Origin of the sequence: Streptomyces sp. NPDC020983, from assembly GCF_044333485.1 — a bacterium.
GTDB lineage: Bacteria > Actinomycetota > Actinomycetes > Streptomycetales > Streptomycetaceae > Actinacidiphila.
On sequence record NZ_JBIRRA010000007.1, the window covers coordinates 1 to 23,082 of the forward strand.

A 23,082-nucleotide genomic window follows, 5' to 3' on the forward strand; every position below is an offset into this window, starting at 1 on the left:
CGGGCGGCGAAGACCGGTGAGCCGTCCAGGAGGTCCACGCCCATGCCCGGCCACTGCGATCCCTGGCCGGGAAAGACGAACACCGGACCGGCACCGGTCGGCACGGCCTTCCCGGTGACGACGGCGGGGTCGGGCTTTCCGGCGGCCAGTTTCTCCAGGCCCGCGAGCAGTGAGGCGGGGTCCTGCGCGACGACGGCCGCACGGTGGTCGAAGGCCGTACGGGTCGTCGCCAGCGACCAGCCCACCCGGGCCACGTCGTCGACGGGGAAGCGGGCGGCGAGGTTGGCGGCCTGGGCGCGGAGGGCTTCGGGGGTGCGGGCGGACAGGAGCCAGGGGACGATGTCGCCGGTGTCGTGGTCCGCGGGGGCGGGTTCCGGTTCCGGGTCGCCCTGTTCGAGGACGAGGTGGGCGTTGGTGCCGGAGATGCCGAAGGAGGAGACGGCCGCGCGGCGGGGGCGTCCGGTGTCGGGCCAGTCGGTGGCGCGGGTGAGGAGTTCGACGCCGCCGGTCCACTCGACGTGCGGGCTGGGGGCGTCGATGTGGAGGCTGGCGGGGAGGCGTCCGTGGCGCATGGCCATGACCATTTTGATGACGCCGGCGACTCCGGCGGCGGCCTGGGTGTGGCCGATGTTGGACTTGACCGAGCCGAGCAGCAAGGGGCGCTCGTCCGGCCGGTCCTGCCCGTAGGTGGCGTGCAGGGCTTCGGCCTCGATGGGGTCGCCGAGCCTGGTGCCGGTGCCGTGTGCCTCGACGGCGTCGACGTCGGCGGGGGAGAGCCCGGCGTTGGCGAGCGCCTGCCGGATGACGCGTTGCTGGGAGGGGCCGTTGGGGGCGGTCAGGCCGTTGCTGGCGCCGTCCTGGTTGACCGCGGAGCCGCGCAGCACCGCGAGCACGCGGTGGCCGTTGCGCCGCGCGTCCGACAGCCGCTCCAGCACCAGCAGGCCCGCGCCCTCGCCCCATCCTGTGCCGTCGGCTGCGGCGGCGAAGGGCTTGCAGCGGCCGTCGGGGGCGAGCCCGCGCTGCCGGGAGAACTCCACGAAGGTGTTCGGTGTCGCCATCACGGTGGCGCCGCCCGCGAGCGCGAGGTCGCACTCGCCCTGCCGCAGGGCCTGCGCGGCCAGGTGCATGGCCACCAGCGAGGACGAGCACGCGGTGTCGACGGTGAGGGTCGGCCCCTCCAGGCCGAAGGTGTAGGCGAGCCGCCCGGAGGCCACGCTCGGCGTGCTGCCGGTCATGATCTGGCCTTCGTAGCCCGCCGGGATGCGGCCGAGGAAGCGGGCGCCGTAGTCGTCGTACATGATCCCGGTGACGACGGCGGTGCGGCTGCCGCGCAGCGTCGCGGGGTCGATGCGGGCGTGCTCGAAGGCCTGCCACGCGGTCTCCAGCAGCAGCCGCTGCTGCGGGTCGGTGGCGAGCGCCTCGCGCGGGCTGATCCCGAAGAACTCCGCGTCGAACAGCGCGGCTTCGCGCAGGAAGCCGCCCTCGCGGGCGTAGCTGCGGCCCGGCTGGTCCGGATCCGGGTCGTACAGCGCCGCGAGGTCCCAGCCGCGGTCGGTCGGGAAGGGGCCCGCCGCGTCCACCCCGTCGGCGACCAGTTGCCACAGGGCGTCGGGGGAGTGGACGTCGCCCGGGTAGTGGCAGGCCATGCCGACGATCACGACGGGGTCGGAGTCCGTGCGGGCCGCGGTGGCGGCGGCGGGGACAGCCGGCCCGGCGCCGGTGCCCGGGAGCCGGGTCAGCAGGTGGCGTACGAGGGCCTCGGGCGTCGGGTAGTCGAAGACGGCCGTGGCGGCCAGCCGGACACCGGTCGCGGCGGTCACCGCGTTGCGCAGCTCCAGCGCGGTCAGCGAGTCCAGGCCCAGGTGCTGGAAGGGCCGGCCCAGCTCGACGGAGGCGGGGTCGGGGTGGGCCAGGACGGTGGCGAGCTGGTCGCGGACCAGCTCGGTCAGGACCCGTTCGCGCTCCGCCGGGGGCAGCGCCGCCAGCCGTTCCGCCGAAGCGGCGGCCGGGGCACCGGCGGACGCGCGGGGCGCGGCGGAGCGGACGAGGCGGCGCAGCAGCGGTGGCAGCGGGCCCGCGGCGGCCTGCCCGCGGAGCACGGCGAGGTCGAAGCGGGCCGGGACGAGCACGGGGTGCGGCTGCCCGAGCGCGGCGTCGAAGAGGGCGAGGCCCTGCTCCTGCGACAGCGCCGCGGTGCCGGAGCGGGCCATCCGGGCCAGGTCGGCGGTGGCGAGGTGCCCGGTCATGCCCGCGCCGTCGCCCCACAGTCCCCAGGCCAGGGCCGTCGCGGTGCCGCCCGCGGCCCGGATGTCCTCGGCGAGCGCGTTGAGGAAGCCGTTCGCGGCACCGTAGTTGCCCTGCCCCGGGCTGCCCAGGACCGAGGCCGCCGAGGAGAAGAGGACGAAGGCGGCGAGGCCCGCGTCGCGAGTGAGCCGGTGCAGGTGCCAGGCGGCCTCCGCCTTGGGGGCCATGACGGCGTCGAGCTGGGCGGGGGTCAGTGCGCCCACCACCCCGTCGTCGAGGACACCCGCGGCGTGCACCACGGCGGTGAGCGGGTGTTCCGCGGGCACGCCCGCGAGCAGTGCGGCCAGCGCCCGCGGTTCGGTGACGTCGCACCGCTCCACCCGGACGTCGGCGGCCAGCCCGGCGGCGAAGGCGGTGATGCCCTCGGCGTCCGGGCCGCTGCGGCCGGCCAGCAGGAGGTGCCGGACGCCGTGCCTCTCGACCAGGTGCCGGGCGACCAGCCGTCCGAGCGCGCCGGTGCCGCCGGTGACGAGGACGGTGCCGTGGGGATCGGGCGCCGCCACCACCGGTTCCGCGCCGGGCGGCGCGGGGACCAGCCGCGGGACGGACAGGCGGCCGCCGCGGAGGGCGACCTGTGATTCGTCGCCGGCCTCCGCGGCCCTGAGCGCGTCCCAGGTGGAGCCCCCGGCACCCACGTCCGCGAGGAGGATCCGCCCGGGGTGCTCGGCCTGTGCCGCCCGCAGCAGCCCCCAGACCGCGGCCCCCGCGGGGTCGGGCGGGCCGTCCTCCGGCTCCGCGGAGACCGCGCCCGCGGTGAGGACCACCAGCCGGGTGCCGGCGAACGCGTCCTCCGCCAGCCACTCCTGGAGCGGTGCGAGCACCGCGAGCACCGCGCCGCGCGCCCGCGCGGGCGCCTCGGCGCCGGACTCCCCGGCGACGGAGAGCACGAGCACGTCCGGGGCCGCCTCCCCGCCGGCGAGCGCGTCCCGCAGGCCGGCGAGGCCGCGGTGCCGTACGGGAGCGTCGCCCGTGAGCCGCGCGGTGGGGTCGGCGCCGGGCAGGCCGGTCCGTGGATCGCCGCCGGCGCCCGCGGCTGCGGGGCCGTACGGGCCGGTGCGGTCGTCATCCGTGGCGGGGCGGACGGCGGAGTCCGCGCCTCCGGGGCCGGGAAGGGCGCCGCTCGCGGGGGCGGTCACCGCCGCGTCGGCGGTGACGACCGCCCAGCGCCCGGCCGGTCGCGGCTGACCGGCGGACGGCGGCAGGGGTTCCCACTCCAGGCGGTACAGGGAGCGTTCCGCGGCTCCCGCCGTGGCGCGCCAGCGGTCGGCGGCGACGGTGCGCAGCGTCAGGGTGTCGACGGCGGCGACTTCGGCGCCGGAGTCGTCGCACAGCCGCAGCGCCACCGTGTCCGGGCCCGTCGGGGTGATGCGCGCCAGCAGCCGGGAGCGGCCGCGGGCGGTCAGCCGGACCCCGTCGAAGGCGAAGGGCAGACGGACGGTGCCGGGTGCGCCGCCCGCCTGGTGCGCGGCGGTGAAGAGGTCGCCGATCGGGTGCAGGGCGGCGTCCAGCAGCGCGGGATGCAGCGCCCAGCTCGTGCTCTCGGCGCGCTGCCCCTCGCCGAGGGCGAGTTCGGCGAAGATCTCGTCGCCCGCCCGCCAGGCCGCGCGCAGCCCGGTGAAGGCGGGGCCGTAGCGGTAGCCGTCGTCCGCCAGCCGCTCGTACAGGGCGGCGACGTCGACCGCCCGCGCGTCCGGCGGCGGCCACTGCCCGGGCCGTCCGGCGGCGGGCGGGGGGTCACCCGCCGGGGCGAGGGTGCCCGTCGCGTGCTGCTGCCAGGGGCGGGAGGCCTCCGGGCCGGCGTCCTGCGGGCCGTCCGCGGCCGGGCGGGAGTGGACGGTGAGCGCGCGGCGCCCGGACCCGTCACCGGCGGCCACGGCCACCTGCAGCTCGACCCCGCCGGCGGCGGGCATCAGCAGTGGCGCCTCCAACGTCAGGTTCTCGACCTCCGGGCAGCCGGCCAGGACGCCCGCGTGCAGGGCGAGTTCGACGAAGAGCGTGCCGGGCAGCGGCACATGTCCGACGATCGCGTGGTCGGCGAGCCAGGGCCGGTCGCGCAGCGCCAGCCGGCCGGTCAGCAGCAGGCCGCCGCCCGCCGGCTCGACGACGGCCCCGAGCAGCGGATGACCGCCGCTCTCCAGCCCCGCCGCCCGCACGTCGGCCTCGCGGCCGACGGCGGCAGGCCAGTAGCGGCGGCGGTCGAAGCGGTACGTGGGCAGGTCGGCGGCCGCGCTCCCGGCGGGGAAGGCGGCGCCGAAGTCGACGCTCTCGCCGTCCGCGTGCAGCCGGGCCAGCGCGGTGAGCAGCGTACGCGGCTCGTCACGGCCCTCGCGGAGCGCCCCGGCCAGCACCGCGGGCTCACCGGGCGGCTCCTCCTCGGCCAGGCAGCCGCGCGCCATGGCGCACAGCACGGGGTCGGGGCCCAGTTCGAGGAAGCGCGCCACGCCCTCCGCGCGCAGCGCCGCGACGGCGTCCCGGAAGCGCACCGGCTGCCGCGCGTGCCGCACCCAGTACTCCGGGTCGCACAGCTGCGCGGCGTCCGCGAGGCCGCCGGTGACGTCGGAGACGACGGCGATACGCGGCGGGGAGTACGTCAATCCGCTCGCGATTTCCCGGAAGTCGTCGAGGACGGGCTCGATGCGGGGCGAGTGGAAGGCGTGGCCGACGCGCAGCCGCCGGATGCGCGCCCCGCGGCCGCGCATCGTCTCGGCGACGTCGGCGACGGCTGCCTCGCCGCCCGAGACCACCACCGCCCGGGGCCCGTTGACGGCCGCCAGCGACACCTGGTCCTCGCGACCGGCGAGCAGCGCGGCCACGTCCTCCTCGGCGGCCTCGACGGCGACCATGGCGCCGCCCCCGGGCAGTGCCTGCATCAGCCGCCCCCGGGCCGCGACCAGCCGCGCCGCGTCCGGCAGCGACAGCACCCCCGCGACGTGCGCGGCCACCAGCCCGCCCACCGAGTGGCCCACGACGTATCCGGGCACCACCCCGAAGGACTCCACCAGCCGGTGCAGCGCGACCTCGACGGCGAACAGCGCGGCCTGCGTGAATTCGGTGCGGTCCAGCGCCGCGGCCTGCGCCCCGCCGGGCGGCGCGAAGACCAGCTCCCGCAGCGACCGCCCGAGCAGCGGGTCCAGACGGGCGCAGGCCTCGTCGAAGGCTGCGGCGAAGACCGGGTAGGCGGCGTGCAGTTCACGCCCCGCCCCCGGACGCTGGCTGCCCTGCCCGGTGAAGAGGAAGGCGCAGCCCGCCCGGCGGACCGCGCCGCCCGGCACGCACACCCCGGGGTGCGCCCGTCCCGCGGCGAGGTCCGCGAGCCGCGCCTCAAGCTCGGCGCGGTCCCCGCCCAGCACGACCGCACGGTGCTCCAGTGGCGAGCGCCCGGCGGCGAGCGCCCGCCCGATCGCGTCGGCCGGCACGTCCGGACGCGCCGCGGCGTACACGCCGAGCGCCGCGGCCTGCGCCCGCAGGCTCCCCGCACTGCGCGCGGACACCACCCAGGGCACGGCGCTGCCCGCGGCCGCCGTGGTGTCGGCGCCGGACGCGGCTGCGTGGCCCGCGCCGTCACCGCCCGCGGGGCCGGCGGGGTCCGCGGCCGCGGCGTCCACCGGGTCCGCGGGCGCGTCCTCGAGGATCAGGTGGGCGTTCGTGCCGCTGATGCCGAAGGACGACACCCCGGCCCGGCGGCGGCGGTCGCCCGCGGGCCAGGGGACGGGGCCGTCCGGCAGGCGTACCGCGCCCGCCGTCCAGTCGACGACCGGAGTGGGGCGGTCAGCGTGCAGCAGGGCGGGCAGGGTGGCGTGGCGCATCGCCATGACCATCTTGATGACGCCCGCGACGCCCGCCGCCCCCTGCGTGTGGCCGATGTTCGGCTTGATCGCGCCGAGCAGCAGCGGCCGGCCGGCCGGGCGGTCCTGGCCGTACGTCGCCAGCAGCGCCTGCGCCTCGATCGGGTCGCCGAGGGCGGTGCCGGTGCCGTGCGCCTCGACCGCGTCGACGTCGGCGGGGGTCAGGCGGGCGTTGGCGAGGGCCTGGCGGATGACGCGCTGCTGCGCGAGGCCGTTGGGGGCGGTCAGGCCGTTGCTGGCTCCGTCCTGGTTGACCGCCGAGCCGCGCAGCACCGCGAGCACGCGGTGGCCGTTGCGCCGGGCGTCCGACAGCCGCTCCAGCACCAGCAGACCCGCACCCTCGCCGAAGACCGTGCCGTCGGCACCCTCGGCGAAGGCCTTGCAGCGGCTGTCCGCGGCGAGTCCGCGCTGCCGTGCGAACTCGGTGAAGACGTAGGGCGTCGTCATCACCGTCACGCCGCCCGCGAGCGCCAGGTCGCACTCACCGCCGCGCAGCGCCTGCGCCGCCAGGTGCAGCGCCACCAGTGAGGACGAGCACGCCGTGTCGACGGTGACGGCCGGGCCCTCCAGGCCCAGGGTGTAGGCGATCCGGCCGGACAGCACGCTGGGCGCGTTGCCGGTGACCAGGTGGCCTTCGGCCGCCGGGTCGACGTGCGGGGTGCCGAAGCCGGGGAGGGCCGTGCCCGCGTACACCCCCACGGGAGCCCCGCGCAGCGACACCGCGGGGATGCCCGCGCGCTCCAGCGCCTCCCAGGCGACCTCCAGCAGCAGCCGCTGCTGCGGGTCGATCGCCGCGGCCTCGCGCGGGCTGATGCCGAAGAACTCCGGGTCGAAGAGCGCCGCGCCGTGCAGGAAGCCGCCCTCGCGGGCGTAACTGGTGCCCGGGTGGGCGGGGTCGGGGTGGAAGAGGCGGTCCAGGTCCCAGCCGCGGTCGGCGGGGAAGGCGGTCATCGCGTGCCGGCCGGACGCGACGAGTTCCCACAGGTCCTCGGGTGACTCGATCCCGCCGGGGTAGCGGCAGGCCATGGAGACGACGGCGACCGGTTCGTGCCGGGCGTCCTCCACCTCGCGCAGACGTGCCCGGGTGTCGTGCAGGTCGGCGGCGACCCGCTTGAGGTAGTCGACCAGCCGCTCGTGCGTGGCCTCAGTGGTCACGTCGTGTCACCGCACCTTCCGATGCCGGGAGTTGGCGGGGTTGTCGCCGGGGAGTGTCGGGGTGCCGGGGGCCGTACGGGGGTGCGAACGGCCCCCGCGGGGGCGCCCCGTGCCGGGCCGCGGGGCGAGACCGGGCTCACGAGAGCCCGAGTTCCTTGTCGATGAAGTCGAAGACCTGGTCGGCCGTCGCGTCGTGCAGCCGTTCCGCGGCGCGCGCGCCGTTCGCCCCCGCGCCGTTCCCGGCCTTCCACCGTGCGAGGAGCGCCTCCAGCCGCCGGGTGATCCGGTCCGGCCCTCCGCCCTCGGTCTCCGTGCCGTCCGGGGGAGGGTCACCGGCCGCCGCCTCCAGCGCCCGTTCGAGATCGGCGAGGCTGCCGAGGACGGGCGCGTAGGCGTCGCGCGGCCCGGCATCCGGGGCGCCGTCCGGCGCGAGGAGGGTGCGCAGGTGCTCGGCCAGCGCCTCGGCGGCCGGGTGGTCGAAGACGACGGTCGCGGGCAGCCGCGCACCGGTCGCCGCGGTGACCCGGTTGCGCAGTTCCACGGCGGTGAGCGAGTCGAAGCCCAGCTCCTTGAACGCCGCCTCCGCGGGCACCGCCGCCGGGTCGGAGTGCCCCAGCACCGTGGCCGCGTGACGCCGCACCAGGTCGGTCAGCAGCCGCCGCTGCTCGCCCGCGGCGAGCCCGGCCAGCCGGGCGGGCCAGTCCACCGGCGCCTGCTCGGCCGCCGCGGCGGGGCGTGCCGCGGCGGCACCGGCGGACCCGGCCCGCGCGGCGGCCGCGAGCGCGCGCAGCGGCGGCGGCAGCGCGGCGCCCGGCTGGGCGGCGAGCGCGGCGGAGTCCAGCCGGAGGGCGAGCAGCGCCGGACTGCCGTGCGCGAGCGCCGCGTCGAAGAGCGCGCACCCCTGCTCGGCGTTGTTGGGCGCGATGCCCTGCCGGGCGATGCGCGCCACGTCGGAGTCGGTGAGCCGCCCGGTGAGGCCGCTCGCGGCGGCCCACAGGCCCCACCCGACCGACACCGCGGGCAGGCCCGCGGCCTGCCGGCGCTCGGCGAGGGCGTCGCAGAAGGCGTTGGCGGCCGAGTAGTTGGCCTGCCCCGGGGTGCCGAGCACCGAGGCGAAGGAGGAGAAGAGGACGAACATCCCCAGCGGCAGCCCCTCCGTGAGGGCGTGCAGATGCGCCGCGCCCGCGGCCTTCGCGGACCACACCTCGGCGAGCCGCGCCGGGTCCTGCGAGGCCAGCGTCGCGTCGGACACCGCGCCCGCCGCGTGCACGACGCCGGTGAGCGGATGCGCCGGGTCGATGCCCGCGACGGCCTCCCGCAGCGCCCCCGCGTCGCCCGCGTCCGCCGCGGCCACCCGGACCCGGGCGCCCAGCGCGGTCAGCCGGTCCGCCAGCTCGCCGGCGCCGGGCGCCGCGGGCCCGGACCTGCCGAGCAGCAGCAGGTGCCGTACGCCGTGGGCGCGCACCAGGTGCTCGGCCACCAGGCCGCCCAGTGTGCCGGTGCCGCCGGTGACCAGCACGGTGCCCTCCGGGTCGAGCGGGGGCGGCACGTCCAGGACGAGCTTGCCGGTGTGCCGGGCCCCGGTCAGCTCGCGCAGCGCATGCCGGATCCGGCCGAGCCGGTACGGCGTGACGGGCGGCGGGGCCAGCGTGCCGGCCGCGAACAGCTCGCCCAGGCGGGCCAGCATCGCCGCGACGCACTCCGGCCCGGCGTCCGCCACGAGGTCGAACGCGCGGTATTCCACGCTGTGCTGGAGCGCCACCAGCTCGGGGTCGCGCAGGTCCGTCTTGCCCATCTCGACGAGCCGGCCGCCGGGCGAGAGCAGCCGGAGCGAGGCGTCGGTCAGCTCGCCCGCGAGGCTGTTGAGGACCACGTCGACCCCCCGCCCGCCGGTCGCGGAGCCGAACGCCTCCTCGAAGTCCGTGTCCCGTGACGACGCCCGGTGGGACGCGTCGATCCCCATCGCGTCGAGCACCCCGTGCTTGGCGGGGCTCGCCGTCGCGAAGACCTCCGCGCCCAGGTGGCGCGCGATGCGGACGGCGGCCGTCCCGACGCCTCCGGTCGCGCTGTGGATCAGCACCCGCTCGCCCGCGCCGAGCCCGCCCAGCTCCACCAGGCCGTACCACGCGGTGAGGTACGCCACCGGGCTCGCGGCCGCGGCGCGGAAGTCCCAGCCAGGAGGTACGGGCGCGAGCATCCGGGCGTCCGCGACGGCGACCGGGCCGAAGGCGTCGTCGAACAGGCCCATCACCCGGTCTCCCGGCGCCGGCGACGCCACGTCCGGCGCGGCCTCCAGCACGACGCCCGCGCCCTCGATGCCCAGCGTCGCCGCCGGGTCGGGGTACATGCCGAGGGCGATCAGCGCGTCACGGAAGTTGAGGCCCGCCGCCCGCACGGCGACCCGCACCTGCCCGGCCGCGAGCGGCGCGCGGGCCCGCGGGTCCGGCGCCGCCGACAGGTCGTCCGGCCCGGTCCGCCCCGCCACCACCCGCCACGCGGGCGCACCGGCCGGAGCCGCCAGGTCGGCGCCGTCCCCCGCAGGTTCCAGCCGCGGTACGAGGGCCCGCCCCGCCCGTACGGCGATCTGCGGCTCACCGGCCCGTACCGCCGCCCCGAGGACCTCCCCCAGCGGCGCGCCGGACTCCGTGCCCGGCAGGTCGACCAGCAGGAAGCGGCCGGGGTGCTCCGTCTGCGCGCTGCGCACGAGCCCCCACACCGCGGCGGCCGCCGGGTCCACCGCTCCGTCCGCGCGGCCGGCCGCGACGGCGCGGCGCGTCACCCACGCCAGCCGCGGCCCTTCGAACGCCTCACCCGCCAGCCACTCCTGAGCCAGCGCCAGCGCCTCGTCCGCGACCGCCAGACCCCGCCCGGCGCCGGTCTCGCCGCCCGGCTCCTCCGCGGCCCCCGCGGGCACCCCGGCGAGGACGACGTCGGGAGCCGCCGCCCCGGCGTCCACCGCCGCGGCCAGGGCGCTCAGATCGGTGTGCCGCTCGGCCCCGGCCAGCTCCGGCAGGGCGTCGCCCAGCACCGCGAGCCGCAGCGGCCCGGCCTCCGTGACCTCCGGCAGCGGCGCCCACCGCACGGCGAGCAGCCCGTCCGTACCGGCGGCGCGGCTCGCGGCGCGCAGCTGCCCGGCGCCGGTCTCGCGCAGCGCCACCGCGTCCGCGGTCAGCACCGGCGCGCCCGCGGCGTCGGCGACCAGGACCCGCAGGCCCTCCGGTCGCGGCGACACCCGCACCCGGACCCGCGTGGCGCCGTCCGCCCACAGCCGTACCCCGCTCCACGCGAAGGGCAGCAGCACCGTGCCGTCTTCCGCGGGGGAGCCGAGCAGGAGCGGCTGCATCGCGGCGTCGAGCAGCGCGGGGTGGACGCCGAAGCCGCCCGCCTGCTCGGCGGCGCCCTCCGGGAGCACCACGTCCGCGAGCGTGTCCGCCCCGTCCCGCCACACCGCCCGCAGCCCGCGGAAGGCCTCCCCGTAGCCGTAACCGGCGGCCGCGGCACGGTCGTAGAAGTCCTCGACGGCGACGGGCCGCGCGCCCGGCGGCGGCCAGGCGCCGTCCAGGCCCTCCGGTACCGGCCCGGGTCCGGCGGGCGCCAGCGTTCCCGTCGCATGGCAGGTCCAGGCCGCGGCGGCGCCGTCCCCGTCACCCTCCGGCCGCGAGCAGACGCGCACCGCCCGCCGCCCGTCGTCCCCCGCGCTGCCGGCCAGGACCTGGACCAGCAGCCCGCCCGACTCGGCCAGCACCAGCGGCACCTGGAGCGCCAGCTCCTCGACGGCGCCGCAGCCCGCCTCGTCGGCGGCCCGCAGCAGCCACTCGACCAGCACCGCGCCGGGCACCAGCGGCAGACCGGCGACCACGTGCTCCGCGAGCCACCCGGCGTGCGGGGCGGGCGCGAGCCGCCCCGCGAGCAGCAGCCCGCCGTCCGCGGTGTGCACGGACACCGGCAGCAGCGCGTGCCCGCTCCCGCCCCCGTCCGTGCCCGCCCCCGTGGTGGCGGGTACGGCGGAAGGCAGCCAGTAGCGCTCGCGCTGGAAGGCGTACGCCGGCAGCGGCACCGCGCGCGGCGTGCGTCCGCCGGCCGCGTACCAGGGCGCCCAGTCGACCCCTGCGCCCGCGGTGTGCGCCTCGGCGAGCGCCCTGCACAGCCGGTCGGGCCCGCCCTCGTCGCGGCGCAGCGTGCCCGTCGCGACGGCGGGCACGCCCGCCGCCTCGAAGCACTCCTGGAGGGCCGGCAGCAGCACCGGGTGCGGGCTGGCCTCGATGAACACCCGGTAGCCGTCCGCGAGCAGCGCCTGCACGGTGTCCGCGAGGCGTACGGGCTGCCGCAGGTTGCCGAACCAGTAGTCCGCGTCGAGGCGGGAGCCGTCGGTGCGCGACGCGGTGACGGTCGAGTAGAAGGCCACGTCGGAGGAGGCGCCGGCCACCCCGGCCAGGGCGGCCGCCAGGTCGTCCGCGACGGCGTCCACCTGCGGACCGTGCGAGGCGTAGTCGACGTCGATCACCCGCGCCCGCAGCCCCGCCGCGGCGGCCGCCGTGACCAGGTCCGCGACCTGCCCGGGGGGACCCGACACCACCGTGGACGACGGGCCGTTCTCCGCCGCGACCGCCACCTGCGGGGCGTGCTCGGCGGCCAGCTTCGCCGCTTCGGGCGCCCCGCAGCCCAGCGCCGCCATCGCGCCCAGTCCGGCCAGCGACCGCAGCGCCCGCGACCGCAGCGCCACCACCCGCGCGCCGTCCTCCAGGCTCAGCGATCCCGCGACGCAGGCCGCCGCGATCTCGCCCTGCGAGTGGCCCACCACGGCGGCGGGCACCACGCCGAACTCCGCCCAGACCGCCGCGAGCGACACCATCACCGCCCACAGCACCGGCTGCACGACGTCCACCCGCGACAGGTCCGCGGCGTCGCCCTCCCCGCGCAGCACGGCGCAGAGCGACCAGTCGACGTACGGCGCGAGGGCCCGCTCGCAGGCCGCGGCGCGGGCGGCGAACACGGGGGAGGCGTCCAGGAGCTGAACGCCCATGCCGAGCCACTGCGACCCCTGGCCGGGGAAGACCAGCACCGGGCCGGGACCCGTGCCCCCGGCCGTACCGCGGACGACAGCCGGGTCGGGGACGCCCTCCGCGAGCGCGTCCAGTCCCGCGAGCAGGGCCGCACGGTCGCCGCCCACGACGACCGCCCGGTGCTCGAAGGCCGTCCGGCGCGTCGCGAGCGACCACCCGGTGTCGGCGGTGCCGTTCGCCGCGCCCTCGCCGGCCAGGAAGGCGCGCAGCCGTTCGGCCTGCGCCCGCAGCGCCTCCTGCGTACGTCCCGAGACCGGCCAGGGGACAACGCCGGGTTCGGCTCCTCCTCCGGCGTCCTGCGGGCCGCCGTCCGGGGCCTGTTCGAGGACGAGGTGGGCGTTGGTGCCGGACACGCCGAACGCCGACACGGCGGCCCTGCGCGGCCGCCCGGTGTCCGGCCACTGCCTCGGTCCGGTGAGCAGCCGGACGGTGCCGGCGCTCCAGTCGACGTGGTCGGTCGGTTCGTCGAGGTGCAGGGTGGGCGCCAGTGCGCCGTCGCGCAGCGCCATGACGGTGTTGATCGTGCCCGCGACGCCCGCGGAGGCGTGCGTGTGGCCGATGTTGGACTTGATCGAGCCGAGCCACAGCGGGTGCTCCGCGGGCCGGTCCACCCCGTAGGTGGCGATGAGGGCCTCGGCCTCGATCGGGTCGCCCAGCCGGGTGCCCGTGCCGTGCGCCTCGACCATGTCGACGTCCGCCCCGGACAGGCCCGCACTCTCCAGCGCCCGCCGGATCACGTCCTCCTGCGCCAGGCCGTTGGGCGCGGTCAGGCCGTTGCTGGCGCCGTCCTGGTTGACCGCCGAGCCGCGCAGCAGCGCCAGTACCTCGTGCCCGTTGCGCCGCGCGTCGGACAGCCGCTCCAGCACGAGCAGGCCCGAACCCTCGGAGAAGCCCGTGCCGTCCGCCGCGGCCGCGAAGGGCTTGCAGCGCGCGTCCGGCGACAGCGCCCGCTGGCGGCAGAACTCGGTGAACATCAGCGGCGTCGACAGCACCGTCACCCCGCCCGCCAGCGCGAGCGAGCACTCGCCCTGCCGCAGGGCCTGCCCGGCCAGGTGGATCGCCACCATCGACGACGAGCACGCGGTGTCCACGGTCACCGCCGGGCCCTCGAAACCGAAGGTGTAGGCGACGCGCCCGGAGATCACGCTCGTCAGGCTGCCCGTCGTCGCGAAGCCCTCGAAGCCCTCCGGGATCCGGGGCATTCCGGAGACGTAGTCCTCGCTCGACACCCCCACGTACACCCCCGTGCGGCCGCCGCGCAGCGTCCCCGGCACGATCCCGGCGTGCTCCAGCGCCTCCCACGCCAGCTCCAGGACGACCCGCTGCTGCGGGTCCATCGCCAGTGCCTCCCGGGGGCTGATGCCGAAGAAGCCCGCGTCGAAGCGGTCCACGTCGTGCAGGAAGCCGCCCTGCGTCACGTAACTGGTCCCGAAGTGGGCCGGGTCCGGGTGGTAGAGGCCCTCCAGCTGCCAGCCGCGGTCGGTGGGGAAGCCGCCGATCGCGTCGCCGCCGGCGCGGACGAAGCGCCGCAGCTCCTCCGGCGAGCGCACCCCGCCGGGGAAGCGGCACGCCATGCCGACGACGGCCACCGGCTCGTGCCGGCCCTGCTCCAGCTCCTGGAGCCGGGTCCGGGCGTCGTGCAGCTCGGTCGTCACCCGGCGCAGGTACTCGACGAGTTGCGCTTCGCTGGCCATGCGTCACCTGCCTTCAGCGGGAGGAGTGCGGAGGGGAGTGCGGTTCGAGGGCGGCGCCGAGCTCGTTGTCGATGAAGGCCAGCAGCTCGTCGGCGGTCGCCGACGCCAGCCGGTCCGCCGCGTCCGGCGGCGGCGGGGACTTCTCCCGCGCGGGTTCCTGCGGTGGCTGCTCCGGCGCCAGCCGGTCCTCCAGGAGCCGGGCCAGCCGCTCGGGCGTCGGGTGCCGGAAGACGACCGCGGCCGGCAGCCGCAGCCCGCTGTCCTCGACCAGGCGGTTGCGCAGCTCGACGGAGGTCATCGAGTCGAAGCCCAGCTCCTTGAAGGACGCGTCGGCGCGGACCGCCCCCGCGTCGGGCCGCCCGAGGACGGCCGCGGCGTGCGCGCGCACCAGCCCCAGCACGGTGTGGTGCCGCTCGGCGGGCCCCAGCCCCGCGAGCCGTCCCGCCCAGCCGCCGCCCTCCGGCTCCGGCGCGGCCGCGACCCTGCGCACCGGCACCGTGCCCGGCGCCCCGGCGGCCAGCGCCCGCAGCTCTGCCGGCACCGGCCGCCCGCCGCCGGTCCGCGGATCGGCCGCGACCAGCGCGGCGGCGCCGGTACGGCACGCCTCGTCCAGCAGCGCCAGCCCGCGCGCCGCCCCGAGCACCCCGGCCCACGGCGTCCCGCCCGCACCGCCGTCGAGCGCCCACGGCCCGACCCGTACGGCCAGCCCGTCCGCCCCGGCCCGGCGCCGCCGTGCGACGACGGCCTCGGCGTACGCGGCGGCGGCCGCCCGCTCGGGAGCCGCGGGCCCGTCCCCGCCCTCGCCGCAGAGGGCCACGAACCGTACGCCGGGCAGCCCGCGGGTGGCCTCGTCCAGCGCCGCGAGCCCCGCGGCCGCGTCCCACCCGCCGAGGTGGACGACGCCCGCGAGCGGGTGCTCCGGGTCGACCGCGGCGAGGACGCGCTCCAGGGCGGCGGCGTCCCCCGGAGCGGCGGTCGCGGTCCGGGTGTCCCCGCCCCCGGGCGCGGCCCCGGCCCCCGCGTCCGCCGCGGCGGTGCCGGCGAAGCGCAGGTGCAGCGGGCGGACGCCCACCGTACGGGACAGGTGCTCGGACACGGCCGCCGCGACCGGGGTCCCCGTGCCCGCGAGGAGGACGGTGCTCCCCGGGGGGAAGGCGGGGCCGGGCGCCGCGGGGGCGGTGTACCGGACGAGGCGGGGGACGTGGGGCGTCCCGGCGCGCAGCGCGACCCGCGGCTCGGCGGGCGGCAGCAGGCGCGGGACGGCCGCCGGTTCGGTGGCCTGGTCCGCGTCGGCCAGGAGCAGCCGGTCGGGGTGCAGAGCCTGACGCGCCGACACGTACCCCCAGACCGCCGCCGCGCCCGGATCGTCACCGGGCGCCACCGCACCGCGCGTGAGCACGACGAGCCGGCTCGCGGCCAGCCGCGGCTCCGCGGCCCACGCGTCGACGACGGCGGCCGCGGCCCGTACCGCGTCCCGCGCGTCCCCGGCGGACGCACCGCCGGTGGGGGCGCTCCAGACGAGGAAGCCGGGCACGGGTGCTCCGGCGTCGACGGCGGCGAGGAGCGCGGGAAGGTCCGCGTGGGCACCGGCCGGCGGAGCCGCCTCGGCGCGCGTCGTGTCCGGAGGTGAGCCGCCCGCGGGCAGCACGGGGGCGTTCCCCCCGCCGAGGACGCCGACCCCTTCCGCGGTCTGTGCCGGGCCGTCGGGCGCGGGCGCCGGGAGCGGTGTCCACTCCGTCGTGAAGAGGGCGCCTGCGGCCGCCCCGGCCGCGTCCTGGAGGCTCCGCGCGGTACGCGGCCGGAGCAGCAGCGAGGACACGTCGAGGAGCGGGGCTCCCGCCGGGTCGGTCAGGGTGAGGCGGAACTCCCGCTCGTCCGGGGGGCCTTCGCCGTCCGCGAGCGGTGCGAGCCGTGCCCGGGCCGCGCGGGCGCCGGTCGCGTGCAGCCGGACGGGCCCCCACGCGAAGGGGAGCCACAGCCGGTCGGCCCCGGCCTCCGTCTCGTCCGCCAGGAAGAGGCACTGCAACGCGGCGTCCAGCAGCACCGGGTGGAGCGCGAAGCCGTCCGCCTCGGGCCCGGCCGCTCCGGGCAGCTCGACCTCCGCCACGAGATCGGCGCCGTCCCGCCACAGCGCCCGGACGGCCCGCAACGCGGGAGCGTAGCCGTAACCGCGCCGCCCGATCCGCTCGTACGCGGCGGCGACGTCCAGGCCACGCGCACCGGCCGGCGGCCACGGTTCGGGGCGCGCGGGGGCGGGTGCCTGCGGGGAGGGGGCCGGCGGGGCCTGCGCGGGGAGGCCGGCGGCGGGCCCGGGGCGTGCGGGGGCGGGTGCCTGCGGGGAGGGGGCCAGCGAGCCTTCGGCGTGCAGGGTCCAGTCGCCGCCGGACCGGCCGGCCGGGCGGGAGGAGACGCGCAGGGCCCGGCGGCCCGCCGCGTCGGGAGCGGTCACGGCGGCCTGTGCCAGGACGGCACCGTCGGGCCCGCCGGGTGCGAGCGGCGCGCGGAGCAGCAGCTCCTCCAGGGCCGCGCCGCCGGCCTGGTCGGCGGCCAGCAGGGCCCATTCCACCAGGGCCGCGCCGGGCACGAGCCCGACGCCCGCGACCGTGTGGCCGTCCAGCCACGCGCCGCCACCGGTACCGGCGTGCAGCCGGCCGCTCAGCACCAGGCCGCCGTCGGCGAGTTCGACCGCCGAGGTCAGCAGAGGGTGCCCGGTGGGCCGCGCGCCCGCACCGGATCCGGGCGGTGTCCGGCGGCCCTGGCCGGGCGTGAGCCAGTACCGCTGCCGTCGGAAGGGGTACGTCGGCAGTTCGACCGTGCGCGCGCGGCCCGTGCCGTCTCCGTCGAACCAGCGGGTCCAGTCGACCGCGAGCCCCGCCGCGTACGCGTCCCCGAGCGCACGGGCCACCTGCCGCAGGCCGCCCTGGCCGCGGCGCAGGGTCGGCACCGTGGCGGCCGCGACGTCCGCCTCCTCGACGCACTCGCGCAGCGCGGGCAGCAGCACCGGGTGCGGGCTGATCTCGATGAACGCCCGGTACCCGGCGGCCAGCAGGGATTCGACGGCCGCGGTGAAGCGCACCGGGCGGCGCAGGTTGGTGAACCAGTACTCCGCGTCCAGCGTCTGCGTCGGCTCCGCGGCGCCGGTGACGGACGAGTAGAAGGCCGGGCCCGAGGGGCCGGGGCGGAGCCCGGCGAGGTCGGCGCGGATCGTGTCCGCGAGGGTCTCGACCTGCGGACCGTGCGAGGCGTAGTCGACGTCGATGGTCCGCGCCCGGCCGTCCGCGGCCTCGCACGCCGCCACGACGGCCGCGACCTGGTCCGGCGGCCCGGAGACGACCGTCGAGGCGGGCCCGTTGAAGGCGGCCACGGTCACCAGGGCGGCGCGTGGCCCCAGGTCCCCCAGGAGGCGCTCGGCCTGCGTACCGTCGAGGGCGAGGGAGGCCATCGCGCCCTGCCCGGCGAGCGCGCGCAGCGCCCGCGACCGCAGTGCCACGACCCGGGCACCGTCCCGCAGCGACAGGCCGCCGGCGACGCAGGCCGCCGCGATCTCGCCCTGCGAGTGGCCGACGACGGCCGCGGGCCGTACGCCGTGGTGGGCCCACACGGCGGCGAGCGACACCATCACCGCCCACAGGCACGGCTGCAGGACGTCGACCCGGGACACCTGGGCCGCGCCCGGGGCCCCGCGCAGCACGTCCACGAGGGACCAGTCGGTGAAGTCGCCCAGCGCCCGGGCGCATTCGGCGATGCGGGCCGCGAAGACCGGTGAGGTGTCGAGGAGTTCGACGGCCATGCCGAGCCACTGCGAGCCCTGCCCGGGGAAGACCATGACCGGGCCCTGCGCGGTGGCGGCGGGCAGCGGTTCGGGGACGGGGCCGGCCGCGACGGCCCGCAGCCCCGCGAGCAGTTCCTCGCGGTCGGCGCCCCAGACCACCGCCCGGCAGCGGTCCGCCGAACGCGTCGTGACGAGCGACCAGCCGATGTCGGCGGGGGCGTACGCCCCGCCCGCGTGCGCGGCGAGGCCGGCGGCCTGGGCGCGGAGTGCTTCGGGGGTGCGGGCGGACAGGACCCAGGGGACGATGTCGCCGGTGTCGTGGTCCGCGGGGGCGGGTTCCGGTTCCGGGTCGCCCTGTTCGAGGACGAGGTGGGCGTTGGTGCCGGAGATGCCGAAGGAGGAGACGGCTGCGCGGCGGGGGCGTCCGGTGTCGGGCCAGTCGGCGGCGTGGGTGAGGAGTTCCACGGCGCCGCTGTTCCAGTCGACGTGGGGTGTCGGTTCGTCGACATGGAGACTTGCGGGGAGGCGTCCGTGGCGCATGGCCATGACCATTTTGATGACGCCGGCGACTCCGGCGGCGGCCTGGGTGTGGCCGATGTTGGACTTGATCGAGCCGAGCAGCAGGGGGCGCTCGTCCGGCCGGTCCTGGCCGTAGGTGGCGAGGATCGCCTGTGCCTCGATGGGGTCGCCGAGTCGGGTGCCGGTGCCGTGTGCCTCGACGGCGTCGACGTCGGCGGGGCCGAGGTCTGCTGCTGCGAGTGCCTGGCGGATGACGCGTTGCTGGGAGGGGCCGTTGGGGGCGGTCAGGCCGTTGCTGGCGCCGTCCTGGTTCACCGCCGAGCCCCGGATGACGGCGAGGACCTGGTGGCCGTTGCGCCGCGCGTCCGACAGCCGCTCCAGCAGGACGAGCCCGGCGCCCTCGCTCCACCCCGTCCCGTCGGCCGCGGCGGCGAAGGGCTTGCAGCGGCCGTCAGGGGCGACACCGCCCTGCCGGGAGAACTCCACGAACATCCCCGGAGTGGCCATCACCGTCACGCCGCCGGCGAGCGCGAGGTCGCACTCGCCCTGCCGCAGCGCCTGCGCGGCCAGGTGGATGGCCACCAGCGAGGACGAGCACGCGGTGTCGACGGTGACGGCCGGGCCCTGGAGGCCCAGCGCGTACGCCACCCGGCCCGAGGCGACGCTCGGCGTGCTCCCCGTGAGCAGGTGCCCGCCGATGTCGTGGGCGGCCTCGTACAGCCGGGGGCCGTAGTCGGCGGTGGTGGCGCCGACGAAGACGCCCGTCGCGCTGCCGCCGAGTGAACCGGGCGCGATGCCGGCCCGTTCCAGCAGGCCCCAGGAGACCTCCAGGAGGATGCGCTGCTGCGGATCCATGGCCAGGGCCTCGCGCGGACTGATGCCGAAGAACTCCGCGTCGAAGTCGCCCGCGTCCGCCAGGAAGCCGCCCCGGTCCGTGGCGCTGTCGCCCTGGGCGACGTCCCAGCCCCGGTCGGCGGGGAAGTCGCCCACCGCGTCGGCGCCCTCGTCCACCAGCCGCCACAGCGCCTCACCGGAGTCCGCGCCGCCCGGGTAGCGGCAGTGGACCGCCACGACGGCCACCGCCTCCCCGGCGACCGGCCGGTGCCCCGTGTCCGCGTCCGTCGGACCGGTACGTCCCGCGCGCAGCCACGCCGCCAGGGCGCGGGGGGTCGGGTGGTCGAAGGTGGCGGTCGCGGCCACCGTGCCGCCCGTCGCCGCGGTGAGCCGCTCGGCCAGCTCCGTGGCGGCGAGCGAGTCGAAGCCCAGCTCGCGGAAGGTGAGTTCGGGGTCGACCCGCCCGGGGCCGTCGTGCCCCAGCACGAGCGCGGCCTGCGCCCGGACGAGCCCCAGCACGTCACCGGCCGGGGATCCGGAGCCGTCCGCGCCGGAGGTGCCGTTCCGCGCCCCGGCGTCCGCCCGGGGCGCATGGCCCGCGGCCGTGTCCCCGGCGCCCGCGCCGCCGTTCTGGTCCCGTGCCCCGTCCGCCCGGCTCCCGGACGTCCCTGTGGCGGGCGCGCCGCCGTCCCCGGGCGTTCCCGCCGCCTGCCCGGTGCCTTCCGGCGGTGCACCGGACGGGGCCGCCGGAGCCGGGGACGCGCCCGCCACCGAGGCGGGCCAGTGGCGCTCACGCTGGAACGCGTACGTGGGAAGGCTCGTCCGGCGCGGGGAGTGCGGGGCGAAGCAGGCCCGCCAGTCGACATCGGCGCCCCGCACGTGCGCCTGGGCCATCGCCGTGGCGAAGGCCTCCGCCTCGGGGCGCCCGCGGCGGAGTACGGCGACGGCGGCGGGCGCGGGCCCGTCGCCGTCGCGCGAGGCGACGACCTCGCGCACCATGCCGGTGAGCGAGGCGTCGGGGCCGAGTTCGAGGAAGGTGCCCACGCCCGCGTCGCACAGGTACCGGACGCCGTCCCCGAAGAGTACGGTCCGGCGGGCGTGGTCGGCCCAGTAGCCGGGGGAGCGCAGCTGCTCGGCGGTGGCGGGCGCGCCGGTCACGTTGGAGATGACGGGGATCGCGGGCGGCGCGGGATCCAGCCCCGCGGCGACCTCGCGCAACTCGTCGAGGACGCCGTCCAGGTGGGCGGAGTGGAAGGCGTGGCTCACCTTGAGCGGTGTGGCCTTGCGGCCGCGGTCCCGCCAGGCGGCGGTCGCCGCCGCCACCGCGTCGCGGTCGCCGGAGACCACGACCGACGAGGGCGCGTTGACGGCGGCGAGGCCGACCCGCCCGCCGGTCCCCGCGAGGGCGTCGAGGGCCTCCTCGGGGGTCGCCTGCCACGCGGCCATCGCGCCGTCCGCGGTGACGGACTGCAGGAGCCGTCCGCGCGCGGCGACCAGCGCGCACGCGTCCCGCAGCGACAGCACCCCGGCCACATGCGCCGCGGTGATCTCGCCGACCGAGTGGCCCAGCAGGTGGTCCGGCCGGACGCCCCACGACTCGACCAGGCGGAACAGTGCGGTCTCGAACGCGAAGAGCGCCGGCTGCGTGAATTCCGTGCGGTCCAGCGGCGAGCCGCCCGCCGGGTGCGCCGCGGCCCCGGCGCTCATGACGTCGAGCAGCCGCACGCCGAGCAGCGGGTCCAGGGCGGCGCACACCTCGCGCAGCGCGTCGCCGAAGACGGGGTGCGCGGCGGACAGGCCGGCGCCCATGCCGGGACGCTGGCTGCCCTGGCCGCCGAAGAGGAAGGCGACGCCGCCCGCACGCGCACGGCCCGTCACGAGCCCCGCCGCCTCCTGGCCGGCGGCCAGCGCGTCCAGCCGGCCGAGCAGTCCGGCCTCGTCCGTGCCGAGGACGACGGCCCGGTGCGGGAAGGCGGTCCGGGTCGTCGCGAGCGCGTGGCCGACGTCGACCGGGTGCGTGCCCGGGTGCTCCGCCAGGTGCCGGCGCAGGGCGGCGGCCTGGCCGGGCAGCGCCTGCGGGGTCGCCGCCGACACCACCCACGCGGTGACCGGCGGCGCGGTCCTGGCCTCCCGCCGGGGAGGTGCCGCGGGCGCCGGGGGCTCGGTGAGGACGACGTGGCAGTTAGTGCCGCCCATGCCGAAGGAGCTGACCCCCGCCGTGAGGGGGCGCCGCTCGTCGGGCCAGGGCCCGTACGCCGTCTGCACCCGCAGGCCCAGTTCGTCCAGCGGGATCGCCGGGTTGGGCGCGGTGAAGTGCAGGCTCGGCGGCAGGCGGCGGTGGCGGATGCTCAGCGCCGTCTTGAGCAGGCCCGCGATGCCCGCGGCGGCTTCCAGGTGGCCGAGGTTGGTCTTCGCCGAGCCGACCCGCAGCGGTGCCCGCGCAGGGCGCCCGCCGAGCGCGGCACCGAGGGCGGCGGCCTCCACCGGGTCGCCCACGGGCGTGCCGGTGCCGTGCAACTCGACGTACTGCAGATCGGCGGCCCGCACCCCGGCACGCCGCCACGCCTCGCGCAGCACCTCCTCCTGCGCGCCGGGATCGGGCCGGGTCAGGCCGTCGGTCGCCCCGTCGTTGTTGACGGCGCTGCCCGCGATCACGCAGAGGACCGGGTCGCCGTCCGCGAGCGCGGCGGCCAGCGGTTTGAGCAGCACCATGCCGCCGCCCTCGCCGCGGACGAAGCCGTCTGCGCGCGCGTCGAACGTGCGGCACCGCCCGCCGGGGGCGAAGCCCCGGAACTGCCCCTCGGCCGCCCGCATGCTCTCCGGCGCGAGGATGAGGTTGACGCCGCCCGCGAAGGCGAGGTCGGCCTCCCCGCGGCGCAGGCTCTCGCACGCCAGGTGCACCGCGACGAGCCCCGAGGACTGCGCCGCGTCCACCGTCATGCTCGGTCCGCGCAGGCCCAGCCGGTGCGACACGCGGTTGGCGATGATGCCGCGCTGGAGGCCCGCCATGGAGTGCCGTTCCGCGCCGCCGGGACCGGCCGTACCGTGCTCGCGCAGCAGTGCGGCGTAGTCGTCCCAGATCGCACCGGTGTAGACGGCGGTGCGGCTGCCCGAGAGCGCCGTGGGGTCGACGCCCGCGTCCTCCGCGGCCTCCCAGGCGAGTTCCAGCATCAGCCGCTGCTGCGGGTCGGTCGCGACGGCCTCGCGCGGCGGGATGCCGAAGAAGGCGGCGTCGAAGGTGTCGACGCGGTCCAGCAGCCCCGCCTGCCAGGGCGCCGCCCCGGGCGGCGCCGGCAGCCGGGACCCCGGTACGGGCCCGACCGCGTCACGGCCGTCGCGCAGCAGGGCCCAGTAGGCCTCGGGGCCGGGCGCACCGGGCAGCCGGCAGGACATTCCCACGATCGCGACGGGCTCGGGGGCTACGGCGGGAGGGGGGGAGGCGGCGGAAACCGGAGGCGCCGCCGGTGCGAGGGCTGGGCGTGGGCCGGCCATGAAACCCCCATACATGAATCGCGGATTCACCTGTCATGCGCGCAGGACATGCCCGGAACGTCATTCATTCTCGGAGCGGCCCCTAAAGATGATCTAACCGTCGCCGGCCGTCCGTGATTCGGATGTTTACGCGCGAGCGGCCAGGCAAAATGGACATCACTCGTGCAAGCCGGGCAACCGGGTATGAGCTGTGCCGATCCCCCGGGCCGGGTAGTGGCGGAAAGCTGCCGATACGCACTCGCGCAGGTCCGCCGGTGCGCCGCCGGTGCGTGGTGCGGGCACGGAAGTCCGCCCGTGGCGGGCGTGCCGGATGCCGGATAGTCCGCTGCGCGGGCTATTGGCTGTCGGTTGACCGACCCTCACACCGCCCCGCAAAGTGCAGCTATGATGCGGTGATGCTCCTT

3 protein-coding genes and 1 pseudogene are annotated in these 23,082 nt (G+C 78.2%); all 4 read right to left on the reverse strand.

All coding sequences use genetic code 11. From position 1 onward, the window contains the following. Positions 1–7,214 (reverse strand): type I polyketide synthase (locus ACH4SE_RS16620; protein ID WP_398544542.1); only part of this gene is annotated, 7,214 nt, incomplete at its 3' end. A 30-nt stretch (positions 7,215–7,244) separates the two neighbouring features. Continuing rightward, positions 7,245–7,304, reverse strand: a pseudogene (locus ACH4SE_RS16625) (polyketide synthase docking domain-containing protein); the annotation flags it as partial. 136 nt (positions 7,305–7,440) lie between these two features. Beyond that, positions 7,441–14,061: an SDR family NAD(P)-dependent oxidoreductase gene (locus ACH4SE_RS16630; protein ID WP_398544113.1), complete on the reverse strand. Its 6,621-nt coding sequence runs from the start codon at positions 14,059–14,061 to the stop codon at positions 7,441–7,443. Positions 14,062–14,074: 13 nt separating this feature from the next. After that, complete coding sequence (locus tag ACH4SE_RS16635; protein WP_398544114.1) at positions 14,075–22,678, reverse strand: beta-ketoacyl synthase N-terminal-like domain-containing protein; 8,604 nt, start codon at positions 22,676–22,678, stop codon at positions 14,075–14,077. Between the last annotated feature and the right edge of the window lie 404 nt (positions 22,679–23,082).